Annotated in this window: 11 protein-coding genes and 1 pseudogene; 10 read left to right on the top strand and 2 right to left on the bottom strand. The window is 57.9% G+C overall.

All coding sequences use genetic code 11. The features are described from left to right. Window positions 1-116: 116 nt before the first annotated feature. On the bottom strand, window positions 117-608 hold the full coding sequence (locus AOG28_RS18645) for a hypothetical protein (RefSeq protein WP_235506973.1): 492 nt from the start codon (window positions 606-608) through the stop codon (window positions 117-119). 37 nt (window positions 609-645) lie between these two features. Here AOG28_RS18645 and AOG28_RS18640 point away from each other — a divergent pair. The 6 genes and pseudogenes from AOG28_RS18640 to AOG28_RS06815 all read left to right on the top strand — a co-directional run bounded on the left by AOG28_RS18640 (window position 646) and on the right by AOG28_RS06815 (window position 5,931). Then, window positions 646-1,365: pseudogene (locus AOG28_RS18640) on the top strand (FAD-dependent oxidoreductase). Between the two features lie 140 nt (window positions 1,366-1,505). After that, window positions 1,506-1,838, top strand: a complete 333-nt coding sequence (locus AOG28_RS06835; protein WP_054555809.1) for a DUF1360 domain-containing protein — start codon at window positions 1,506-1,508, stop codon at window positions 1,836-1,838. 208 nt (window positions 1,839-2,046) lie between these two features. Continuing rightward, complete coding sequence (locus AOG28_RS06830; RefSeq protein ID WP_082388431.1) at window positions 2,047-2,637, top strand: carboxymuconolactone decarboxylase family protein; 591 nt, start codon at window positions 2,047-2,049, stop codon at window positions 2,635-2,637. Between the two features lie 366 nt (window positions 2,638-3,003). Next, window positions 3,004-4,128 carry an ABC transporter substrate-binding protein gene (locus tag AOG28_RS06825; protein WP_054555808.1) on the top strand — a complete coding sequence of 375 codons (1,125 nt, stop codon included), beginning with the start codon at window positions 3,004-3,006 and terminating at the stop codon, window positions 4,126-4,128. Continuing rightward, window positions 4,121-5,188 (top strand): FecCD family ABC transporter permease, encoded by a 1,068-nt coding sequence (locus tag AOG28_RS06820; RefSeq protein ID WP_054555807.1) that lies wholly within the window; start codon window positions 4,121-4,123, stop codon window positions 5,186-5,188. Before AOG28_RS06825 ends, AOG28_RS06820 begins: the two co-directional genes overlap by 8 nt. Next, window positions 5,182-5,931, top strand: coding sequence for an ABC transporter ATP-binding protein (locus AOG28_RS06815; protein ID WP_054555806.1), 750 nt, complete (start codon window positions 5,182-5,184; stop codon window positions 5,929-5,931). The genes AOG28_RS06820 and AOG28_RS06815 overlap by 7 nt, the downstream gene beginning before the upstream one ends. Here the strand turns inward: AOG28_RS06815 and AOG28_RS06810 are convergent. Continuing rightward, window positions 5,909-6,808, bottom strand: coding sequence for a DMT family transporter (locus AOG28_RS06810; protein ID WP_054556094.1), 900 nt, complete (start codon window positions 6,806-6,808; stop codon window positions 5,909-5,911). The two genes, AOG28_RS06815 and AOG28_RS06810, sit on opposite strands and share 23 nt — an antisense overlap. A 772-nt stretch (window positions 6,809-7,580) precedes the next feature. Between AOG28_RS06810 and AOG28_RS18160 the strand changes: the two genes are divergently transcribed. The 4 genes from AOG28_RS18160 to AOG28_RS18155 all read left to right on the top strand — a co-directional run bounded on the left by AOG28_RS18160 (window position 7,581) and on the right by AOG28_RS18155 (window position 12,159). After that, complete coding sequence (locus tag AOG28_RS18160; RefSeq protein WP_152965356.1) at window positions 7,581-8,126, top strand: hypothetical protein; 546 nt, start codon at window positions 7,581-7,583, stop codon at window positions 8,124-8,126. Continuing rightward, window positions 8,123-9,688, top strand: coding sequence for a DEAD/DEAH box helicase (locus AOG28_RS06795; RefSeq protein ID WP_054555803.1), 1,566 nt, complete (start codon window positions 8,123-8,125; stop codon window positions 9,686-9,688). The genes AOG28_RS18160 and AOG28_RS06795 overlap by 4 nt, the downstream gene beginning before the upstream one ends. 331 nt (window positions 9,689-10,019) lie before the next feature. Further along, entirely contained in the window at window positions 10,020-10,967 is a 948-nt protein-coding gene (locus tag AOG28_RS06790) for a site-specific integrase (protein ID WP_054555802.1), read from the top strand. Between the two features lie 364 nt (window positions 10,968-11,331). After that, a complete protein-coding gene (locus tag AOG28_RS18155) occupies window positions 11,332-12,159 on the top strand; it encodes a hypothetical protein (RefSeq protein WP_152965355.1) in 828 nt (275 codons plus the stop codon).

The raw sequence follows: 12,159 nt of genomic DNA, 5'->3' as shown, positions 1-12,159 counted from the left end.
AGCACGCAGGATATCCCTCACGATGGCGCAACCATCCGACTGCCTATCTCGCTTCTGCTGGAAGGAGAGCTCAAGCAAGTCCTCATTGAAGGGGCCATGAAGAAAAGCATAAGAAGTTACGTCGATGCCGAAAGTGGTGTCTGCGAAGTGACCTGCCACGTCAGCGTCGACCGGTTGCTGCATAAGGATGGCAGTGAAATCGCCGCACTCTCGAAAGACTTCGGCATCATTCCCCTTTCGGCGACAAACTGAGTCTCCCCTAGTGTGCGGGCGCAAGCTGGCCCTCTCAAGATCTGCTTGAGCGGGATGACGCATAGCATCAACTCTCCATACGCCTCCCAGGCCTCTTCCAGCACAGTAAGATTGATGGCGTTGATACGCACGCCACGCGGCAGCTCATAGGCGACGCACTTGACGACGGTGTCAATGGCACCGCTGGTGGTGGCATCCGCGATGGCCATGGGAATCGGCTTCACGTTGAGAATGCCGCTGATAAGAGTGAATGAACCGCCCTCGGCAATATAGTGCTGACCGATCCGAACGAGATTGACCTGCCCCATCATCTTGCTCATCACGGTGGTTATCCACTGGAATTTACTGACCGCCATGCGTTTTACCGGCGGAGTCGAAACACTGATCTAGCAGCTGCGTCGCGATATTCCCGCGAACAAGGCACTGACTGGACAGATCGTCCGTCATCTCGAGCGCTTGCCAGACGGGGTTGCGCTGAACAGCGAGAATGACACCGGGCAACGCATGACCTGCAAAGTGGGGCAGGTCTTGTTGACTGTCCCGCCACGTCAGGCACTCCAGCATATCCAGTTCACGCCGGCACTGCCGAGTGCCATGACGGCACAGTGGCAGCAGTCCGCGACCTGGATGGCGCCCCATGCCAAGTATCTCGCGGTCTACGATCGTCCTTTCTGGCGCTAGGCCGGCTTGTCCGGCGTCGCACGCAGCGCGCGTGGCCCGATGGTGGAGATTCACGATGCCAGCCCAATGGAAGGCTCGGGTGCACTCTTCGGGTTCGTGGGAGTCCCGGCAGGTCACCGACGTCAGATCACGCCGGACGCATTACGCCAGCACTGTCGATCCCAGCTGGCGCGCCTGTTCGGCGCTGAGGCGGCACATCCTCGGCAGGAATACCTCAAGGACTGGGCAACCTCACCCTTCATCGTGAGCCCGGCAGATCTGGAAGACGTGGCATCCCATGTCTCGGTGCCGCTGCTGGAGGCAAATGAAGGCCCTTGGCAGCAACGTCTGTTCGGTATCGCCAGTGAATGGTCACCGCGATTCCCGGGTCACCTTGCGGGCGCCCTCGATGCCGCCACCCGAGGTGTCGAGCGGATGCTGAGCGCACGCTAGACAGAAGGCTGAGAGATAACCAGACACCCGCATCGACAGACATTGAGCACGACCCACTCACTTTCCCCACTCGTCACTTTGACGAAGACACACAAGGATCCCCATGACTACCGTATTTTCCCCCGAGGACCTGCTTAGTGATGGCCTTGGCAGCCAGCAGCATCGCAATCTCGATCACCCAAGGTGAACTGTTCGCGCCCTTGCGTCAGTACGCACAATGCTTTGGCCACATGACCGGCCACCTCTTCCAATGCTTCTTCTGCATCAGCCACTGGGTGGTCTTCGCTGGCATGGTGTTCTATCACCCGACCCTGACGAACAGCGGATTTGTGCTGGTGGACTGCATCCTGGCCGGCTTCTTCACCTTGACGCTCTCCACCCTGGTGAGTGGCCTGCTGTTCAAGGTGCTGTTGACCGGCATGGCGAAGAAAGTACGCGACAAGGAAGTAAAGGAAATCTTCGCGGCCAAATGACCACCGGGTCATGCCCCTGGCCACATCGCACCAACTGACCTGCTCAGCCAGGCAATCCGTTTCAGAGCTCACACGTGGCGATGCGCCTACTGCATCGCCCATCCCCGCATATTACCACTTCCCACCATCATTGCCCCGCCCTGCGACAAGCACTACCACGACATGCGTGCGACCCGAGGCATGACATTTTCTAGACACAGGAAGCCTCATGTCACAGTCAAACTCCTTCCCGCAATCAAGCACCACCCTCTCCGCCTCCCCCTCGGTGGCAGCAGGTCTTGAGACAAAACCGCGTGTCACTCTCTGGCAAGACGGCGATGCCGTCCCTGCTGACCTGCTGGCAAGCATGCAAGCACGCCGCCCCAACCGAGAGCTTATCGGGATCGATCGCTATCTGCTCAAGAGTGTGCCACTGGCCACGGGCTGGAATGGGCTGCTAGGCCGTGTTCGCAAGGACTTCACGCTCAGCCTGGAATATCGCGAGTTGATCATGTGTCGCGTAGCCGTGCTCAATCGGGCCGAGTTTGAATGGCAAGTACACCAACCCGCCTACCTGGAGGCCGGCGGCACACAGGAAAAATGTGACGCGCTGCGTGAGGAAGGCATGTCATCGCGTTTCAATGAAGAGGAACGTGCACTGCTGGCGTTGACGGATCAATCAACCCGCCAGGTGAAAGTCGATGGCGCCATCATCGAGACCCTCAAGACCCTGTTCGGTGAACAGCAGACCGTCGAGGCCGTCGCCACGGTTGCCGCCTACAACATGGTCTCTCGCTTCTTGGTGGCCTTGGCCATCTGAGGGGACTGCTGACACAACACGTTCAGAAAGCAGCGCTCGCCGTGTGAGGGGCCATCCCCGTGGTGTGAGGTGCTGCTGACCGCGATTCTCTCCCCCCCTCTTCCGCCTTCGCCGGCCCCAAACAACGTCGCTTGCTGGGGCCGGTGCCGTTGGCCGACACCATCACACAATGTCGTTGCCTCTTGGAGTGCCAGGTAACGACACCGACGAAAAACGAGACGACAGGGACCATATCGACGCTCATCGGGAATTACTTCATAATCGCAACGCAGATGATAATGAGATGCAACCTGTTCCGCATCGATCACAGCCGTGCGGGCGACAACGCGCCCGATGAATTTTCCTTACCCTCCCAGCGAGTCACACATGAAGCCTCTGCTTTCCATGACAGCCGGCGGCCTGCTATTGGCTTCCAGCTTCGGCGCTGTCGCCGATGAGATCACTCTGACAGATGTTGCCGGCCGGCAAGTCACCCTCGACGCCCCGGTCGAGCGCATGATCCTGGGCGAGGGTCGCCAGGTCTACCTGTTGGGCGCGCTGGAGCCCGAGGCTCCCTTCGACAAGGTAGTCGGCTGGCGTGAGGACTTCTCTCAAGCCGACCCGGACAACTACGCCCACTATGCCAAGCGCTTCCCCGAACTCGAGAAGATTCCGACCTTCGGTGGTTTCAAGGATGGCACCTTCGATGTCGAGCAGGCAGCAGCCCTGAAGCCGGATGTGGTGCTGATGAATCTGGAAGCCCGTCAGGCAACCGAGGACGCAGCCTATGACGACAAGCTGGCACAGCTGGACATCCCGATCGTCTACGTCGACTTCCGCGAAGATCCGCTTGCGAACACTACGCCGTCGATGCGCCTGATGGGCCAGTTGCTGGGCAAGGAAGACAAGGCCGAAGCGTTCATCGCCTACACCGAAGCGCAGATGGCTCGCGTCACCGATGTCATCGCGAAGCAGGACCCACAGCGCCCTGACGTCTTCATCGATCGCGCCGGCGGTTACTCCGACGACTGCTGCATGAGCTTCGGGCCGGGCAACTTCGGCGAATACGTTGACCTGGCCGGCGGCCACAACATTGCCGACGGCATCATTCCCTCCACCTTCGGCACCCTGAACCCCGAGCAGATCATCGCCGCCAACCCTGAGCATGTCGTCGTGACAGGGGGAAGCTGGGACGCCTATGTCCCGGGCGGCAAATGGGTCGGTGTCGGTCCGGGGGCTGATCAGGATCTCGCTCGCGAAAAGCTCCAGGCCCTGACTCAGCGCACCGCCATGACAGGCATTCAAGCCGTGGACGACGCCAACTTCCACGCTATCTGGCATCAGTTCTACAACAGCCCCTACTACTTCGTGGCGGTTCAGAAGATGGCCAAGTGGTTCCATCCGGAGCTGTTTGCCGATCTTGATCCGGAAGCCACCATGCAGGAACTGCACGAACGCTTCCTGCCCGTGGGCTACGCACCTGGCTACTGGGTATCGCTGAAAGATGAATGATGTCACCTCTTCCACTCCCCTCTCGCAAGGGGGGAGCCATTACCGCGCCTCGGTGGTCAAACGACAGCTGATTCTGGTGTCACTGGGCGTGGCACTGTTCCTGAGTCTGTGTCTAGACCTGTCGCTCGGTCCGGCACGCTTCCCGCTTGATGAGGTCATCGCGGCATTGATCTCACCAGACTCCGTCAGTGATCAAGTGCGAGTCATCCTGTGGGAAATTCGCATGCCCGTCGCCCTGATGGCGCTGGTGGTCGGTGCCAGCCTGTCGGTGGCCGGTGCCCAGATGCAGACCATCCTGAGCAATCCCCTGGCCAGTCCCTTCACCCTGGGCATCTCGGCCGGGGCCAGCTTCGGTGCCGCGCTGGCACTGGCCTTTGGCGTCGCGATCATTCCCGCCGCCATCGATTATGTGGTCCCCATCAATGCCTTTGTCATGGCCATGATCACGGCCTTCTTCATCCACGCCTTGAGCATGAAGCGTGGCGTGACGATCGAGACCATCGTGCTGCTCGGCATTGCCATGGTCTTCATCTTCAATTCGTTGATGGCCCTGATCCAGTTCTTCGCCAGCCAACAGGCCGTGGCCGCCGTGGTCTTCTGGACCATGGGCAGCCTGACCAAGGCCACCTGGCCCAAGTTCTGGGTCTCGCTCGGCGTTCTGGCGATCGTGCTGCCGCTGCTGGCACGTCATGGCTGGGCACTGACGGCCATGCGTCTGGGAGATACCAAGGCGGAAAGCATGGGCGTCAAACCCAAGGCGCTGCGCCTGGAAGTGCTGGTACTGGTCTCGCTACTGGCTGCCATCGCCGTCGCCTTCGTCGGCACCATCGGCTTCATCGGTCTGGTCGGTCCACATATCGCACGCCTGCTGCTGGGGGAAGATCAACGCTTCTTCGTGCCCGGCTCTGCCCTGTGCGGGGCGCTGATTCTCTCGATCGGCTCGGTGCTGTCGAAGATCATCCTGCCGGGTACGGTGATCCCGATCGGCATCATCACCTCACTGGTCGGCATTCCCTTCTTCCTGTTCCTCATCCTGCGACAGAAGTCTTCCTCATGGTAACGCTCACGCTTGATCGCTTGTCCGCCCACTATGGTCGCCGCCAGATTCTGGCGGAGGTCACGACGCCCTGCTTCGAAGGGGGCCAGGTGGTGGCCTTGCTGGGGCCCAACGCCGCCGGTAAGTCGACCTTGTTCCGGCGCATCCTCGGGTTGATCGACGGCGGTGGAGAGGCACGCGTCGAGGGCGCGACTCGCCAGCGCCCCATCGGCTACATGCCACAGGACACCGGCGTCAATGCCGTGCTGACGGTCTATGAATCGGTACTACTGGCGCGCATGCAGGGCCGCAGCCTGAAGGTTCAGCCTGAGGACATGGCAGAGGTAGAGCGTGCACTGGACGATCTGGGAATCAGCGCGCTGGGCGAGCGGGACATCAGTGGTCTGAGTGGAGGCCAGCGCCAATTGGTGGGTGCCGCCCAGGCGCTGGTGCAGTCACCCGAGATTCTGCTGCTGGATGAGCCAACCTCCGCACTGGATCTGCATCGCCAGCTGCAGCTGTTGACGATTCTGCGCCGCCTCGCCCGCGAGCGAGGCATGCTGATCATTGCCGCCTTGCACGATCTGGGCCAGGCATTGCGCTTCACGGACCAGGCCATGCTGCTTCAGAACGGCCGCCTCATCGCCAGCGGCCCAACCGCTGAGGTGGTCACCCCGGAGCGACTGCGTGAGGTCTATCGCGTGGCTGCCCGCATCGAGCCCTGCTCCCAGGGGCAGCCACAGCTCATCGTCGAAGAGGCCATCTGACCTGACGCCCTTCGAAGGCGGCCAGCCCTGCTCCTGCCAGCATCAGGGGCAGGGCAAACAGGAAGCCACTCGAGATGGGGGCATGGAAGATCAGCAGGTCCGCCAGAATCGGCCAGAGCAACGCGACATACTCGAAGGGTGCCAGGCGGGACGCCTCAGCGTAGCGCAATGCCAGTGTCATGCAGATATGCGCGGCACCCCCGAACAATCCCGACAGGACCAACAGCCCCAGCGCCTCTTGTGAAAGCGGCGCCCATCCCATCGGTAGCGTCGCCAAGCCTGCCAAGGCCGAGACCAGAATGAAATAGAAGGCGATCGCTCCGGCCGTCTCGGTACGCGAGATTCGCCTCACCGTCAACAACGCGCCAGTCGTCAGCAGTGCCGAGAGTACCCCCAGCACGTAGCCAGTCACATTGCCGGTACTGCTCTCAAGGTTCAGCGACGGCAGAATCAGCACCAGAACTCCCGCCAAGGCCAACCCCAGCGCCAACGCCCGCTGGCGACTGAACCGCTCCCCCAGCAAGACCACACCACCCACGGCCATCATGACCGGCGTCAGCTGTGCCAGCAGCGTCGCCTCAGAGATGGGCAGCAAGGCCACCGCCGCAAAGGAGGCAAACATCGCGGCCGCACCGAATCCGGAGCGCAGCAGATGCCCGCCCGGTCGGCGGGTCGCCAGACCACGCGGGAACTCCTTGCGCCACATCATGAAGATCATGATCGGAATCAAGGCAAAGGCCGAACGAAAGAACACCGTCTGCCCCACTTCCACCGTCTCGCTGACCGCCTTCACACACACCATCATGCCGGTGAACAACACACCAGACAGCAATCTGAGAACAATTCCGGCCAAGGGCCGATCCACCAACTCCGTCATGACTATCGATTCGCTACGCGGCTGAAAGAAAGGCAGCATTCTCCCGATTCCCTCGACGGAATGCCATGGCAACGTGCCACGCCAGAGACGAATTTTCACGATATTGAGGCCAACTTCGAATAGACGCCTCTTTTGCCGATGGGTGATATTTACGACCTCTCTTTCATCTGCTAGATTTGGTTTATCGAGGCAAAATCCTCGGTCGGGTTTGGCGACTCGAATACCTCTAGGCGCATCAGCGCCCCAGACCATGACAGGCGCTTTTTTTGTGTCTGCCATGCGTTATGGCGGTCGTGCGTGGGAGACCTCCGGGTCTGCCGGTTTCCTAGAGTGCCGGTTCGCCAACCCGTGTACGGCCGCCCCCATCACTGTTTGGCGACAGCGGGTGCGGCTCCTCAACTCTAGGAGCTTCAACCATGGTCATTCAGACTACGGCATCTCCGCGTAGCCCCGATCTGCCTACCCCCTATGGCGGCTATCCCGATCCCCCTTCCCAAGACTGTCGCGCACGCGTCGTTGGCGACTGCAGCGAGGTGCTGTCATGACCTCGCATTCTTCTCACACCACACCAACACCCTCATCTACTCCTATTGCGCCCTCTGATACGGGCAAGGCAATAGCCGAGTCTTCCCAAACGCCCGAGACTTCGGTGTCACACGACTCGACATCTACCATCACCTCAGAGAGCCAGCGTCGCTCTCCTCCCCCTCACACCTCGAGCACTCCCACATTCCAAGATTCTTCGACTGCCGCAGCTTATCGGCGAGGACAGTTGATCAAACAGCACTTCCAGCAGTGGCTGAAAGCCTTAAAGGATAAACCGACTCATTTCACGAAAGTCAGCTGCCGCAACGAGCTGATGAAACATCCAGAGTTGGCGGGCTATAAACCCATTATTGTCCTGCAGCGTGTCGGTGACCTGATCGATCGCCTGGTCATTGATGGTCACGTTGTGCAATCCGACACCATCGGCAAGCGTCGCCGCGTCTATCAACTCATCGATAGCATTCCGGAGCGCTCACCGGATATCCCCTTGCCGAGCAATCGACAGGATCTTGCCACGTCGAAAACCGATAGCACATCGCATCTACCGCTCGATGCAGCACTGCAGGAACAACGTCGAGCCTTGAAAAAATCCATGCGGGCCGCGAGCGCGGAAGCCGAGCACCTCTATCAATTGGCAAAGGACTATCCGGAGGCGAAACCCGACATCGCTCCACTCCAGGAGGATGCAATTCAGCGCGCCTGCGAACTCCAGGGACAACTGGCTGCCGTGCTGGCGCTCTCTGCAAAGCGCCATGCTGGAGGTGCCTCATGACGCCGCGTCAGATCAATCGATTACTGCCCTCTCTGACAAGCCCGACACTCAGAGCCTGGCAAGCGCGTTGTATTGAGACAGCGCTTCAACGGCTTTCGGATCAGCGGCCCCATTTCCTGTGCCAGGCCACCCCGGGTGCGGGCAAGATGCTGATGGCCGCCGTCCTGGCTGAGGAGCTGATTCTCAACGGGAGCATTGATCACGTCATCTATCTCGGCCCCACCTCTGCCGTGATGGAGCGTGCACGCGAGACGTTTTCGCAAATTCTGGGGCGGCCCATGCAGGGCAGGCTGGGGGACATCGGTATCGCGCTGACCTATCAAGCGCTCAGCTTCCGCCTGGAGGACCTCAAGCAACTCTGTCGCCAAGGGCGTGTCCTGCTGGTCTGGGACGAAAGCCACCATGCCGCCGGCGCGACAGCATGCGCCGCAAAAAACGCCTACACCAGCTCAGCAGCCACCGGCGCCAATCAATGGGGGTTGGCACTCTTGGCATTGGAGCGCGATGTTCGCTTTACGCTCGCCTTGTCAGGCACTCCTTGGCGCACTGATGGCAGTTGCCTTCCGATGCTGCGTTATATGGCACCGAGCCATGAAGACGCCTCAGCGTCCGAGCCATCGGTGCCAACCCTGCCATCGGCGGACAGTGACCGCCTCGCGCTGATCCCAGACTTCACTTATCTCCTGCGTGATGCCATCCAAGATGATGTCTGCCGTACTCCCCAGATCTATTTAATAGATAACGACGACATACGTCTGGTGGCTGAGCAGCAGGCGCAGCGCGAGACACTGTATTACCAAAGCATCCCGGCCTTGCTGCGTCACCCAGGGGTGCATTACGCCGCCTTGCTGCGTCACCCCGGACCTCAGCAGCATTTGCTGGACGTCAGCTGCCAACGCTTGCGACAGCTTCAGGAGAAAGACCCGACCGCCGCAGGATTGGTGGTGGCATCCAACATTTCTCATGCAGAAGACATCGCTGATTGTCTGAAACAGATGGGACAGACGGTGTGCCTGGTAACCAGCCAGACAGAAGGAGCGCACGCACGACTTGAGGCGTTTCGCTACGGCCATACCTCGTGGATTGTCTCCGTCAACATGGTCAGTGAAGGGATCGACATTCCCCGCTTGCAGGTATGTTGCTATCTCAGCCACATCAGGACCGAACAGTATTTTCGCCAAGTGCTAGGCCGGATCATACGGCGTCGACATGCACAGGATGATGTGTGCTATTTCTATGCCCTCAACGAAAGCACGTTACGACACTACGCCTATCGACTGTTTGACGACTTGCCCGACGAGCATGCTGCGATCCAACTGGATTCCTTCTCCTCGCCAACACTACCCGCCCCGATCGTCTATCCAGCCACTGATTCGATAGCCTCCAACGACCCCGGCACGTGCGGAGAACTCCCCACGATTGACATGCATGGCGCGCCACATGCTCAGGCCCCCATGAGTGAGTGTGTGAGCTTCTCAGAGGGAGTACGAGAGATCACTCTTGATCTGGCAAATGATGTGGCGTTCTCCAACGCCTTCTTGGCGCGCCTGGTATCGCTCTGATTACAGAAGGCGGCTCGGCAGCCACGCCCGCTCGATCACCAGATGATTTCACTTTTTTATTGCTTAACCCTAAATATAACATCTACAAAACGCATATTTACCAGTGGGATTGCTCGAACAACCCTGCATATGCGTGACTCTCAACTCTCCAGGCTTTCTAGGGCATGCATTTCGGGTTGGCTGATTTACGAAGGGTGATAGCGTGAAATTCGATGGCCACCTCACAGCGCATATCGGCCCTCATTCCAACTTTTCGACTCGATGGAGATCCCTCATGGTGTCCAGACCACCGACAGGCATCCATCCGCCTCAAAGACGGAGACATCAGGCAATGCAAGTGATCCCCTATCAGGGAAACCAGGACTCTCTGCCGGGACTTTGCCTGACGGTCTCGGCACGAAAGCTGATCATGGCAAGCCTTGCACCGAGTACCATCCGAGCCTTCCAAAGCGACATACGGATGTTTCTCAGACGTGGCGGCACCCTCCCCAGCACCGACACGGAGATTGCCAACTACCTCACCCGGTGTTTCGAGGACGGTTATAAACCGAATACGCTCAAGCGACAGCTGTGCTCGTTACGGCGTTGGCACCTTGTCATGAATTGCCCCACCCTGGGCAATGAGCAAATGATCAAGGGGGTCATGCGCGGCTGTGCACGCCTCAATGAAGTGCCGGTGAAACGTGCACCAGCCTTGATGCGAGACGATCTGCATCAGCTGCTGAATAGCCTGGATTTGAGCGAGTTGCGAGATCTGCGCGACGCCGCCATGTTCTGCCTGACGTTCTATGGAGCATTCCGTTACAGCGAAGTCCTCAACCTTCGTGTCGAGCACCTCACATGGGATACACGAGGCGTGTTGGTCAGGCTCTCCCGCAGCAAGACCAATCAAGAAGGACGTCATGAAGTCAAAGCTATTCACCATGCGGATACCTCGCTCCCCTACTGCCCCGTCAATCTCCTGTATCGCTGGCTGGAAGCCGCCCATATCCAGAGAGGTGCGGTATTTCGCAGCGTCTCGCTGGGCGGCAGGCCAGGAGGCTCGAAACTCTCTCGAACTGCTTTTCAGAATGCGTTGATCAGGGGGCTTGAGCGGTCAAACCTGGATTCACGCGGATTCAGCACACATAGCATGCGTGCTGGCCTGATCACTGAAGCTCATCTGCGGGGGAAGAGCCTGGAGCAGATACAACGCGTGACAGGTCACAGACATCTCAGCACCTTGACGGAGTACATTCGGGTCGCAGACCCTTTCGAAAACAGCGCCAACGACTTTTGATGAACATGAGCAGCATATTACCGTTCAATAATCGATGAATTGACAAAAGCAATTGCTCGAGGCGTCGTAATATAAAACATCTACCAAGTTTGACGTCAAAAATCCCTAATGCTCTCGAAACGGTCGATTTTGACGGTTAAAAGATACCTTAGATTCTTGCCACTTGAGTTATGCTATTAGTACACACTGATTCAGCTTGGATATATCAGGAGGCGGCACTCCCAGAGATATCGTTCTACAGGTCGGGTGTATTACTCGACTGATCATCACTACTCAAAGTTACTCGCGTTTGCTGGACATGAACTCGACGAATGATTCTCTCATACGTCTCGGCCCCCCTTTGCCTATCGTTGGAGTCATCAATATGCCAGATGCTACCTATACACCGTCACTAGTGAAAATCAGCGCTGACAAGACGCTTGTCATCCATCAGCGAGTACTCGAGGTGGACACCGCCGAGCTTATGAGCGAGGAGCATGCTTTTCGACCAACGGTCGCGACAGAGAATCTGCCCCTAGCGCCTGTCCGCTTCCGCAGCAACGTTCAGTCAACTCACACTTCCGAGGAGTTCGTGAATTTTCATGTCATCAAAGCCATCGTATCCACACAGAAAGTGCCCGTCTCACAAAGTGTATTTTGCATCGAGATCGGCAGACTCAACGAAGATGAAGTCCAGGTGGTGAGATTCTATTACCAGGTGCTACAGCCTCTGCTCGAGCTTGGCTGGGAATGGATCAATATCCACAACCTACATACCACTGGCGATATCAGAATTAACGAAAAGAAGTTATGGAACACTATACTCAGAAACTTCATTAATGATGAAAGATTACAACACGCATGGAGCAATGTAGTCACTCAACAAAACTTGCCAATAACACGCAAGCAAATCTCATCAATGTTCAGGCATCGTTATTCTGATGACTCGATCAGGAAATTTATGAACAAAATAAATAAAAATACAAATACTCACCAAAGCGGTGTATCTGAAGATAGGAATACGGCACACGCTGCTACTGCTGCTGAAACAAATAATAAAAACGCTCATAGTAAACGAAAAGATAATAGGAAGCAGCAACCAGATGTCAATAAGAAAAGCAACGCTAAAGAAAAAAGCAAGCACTCGAATAACAAGGAGGAAACCGACTCGAATCCGCAAATGGGACTTGCACTTTCAAGTTCGCTTGACTGA

This window comes from Cobetia sp. UCD-24C (assembly GCF_001306765.1).
GTDB classification, from domain to species: Bacteria; Pseudomonadota; Gammaproteobacteria; order Pseudomonadales; family Halomonadaceae; genus Cobetia; species Cobetia amphilecti.
Note: the sequence above shows the minus strand (reverse complement) of the source record. Positions and strands in the feature narration are given on the sequence as shown.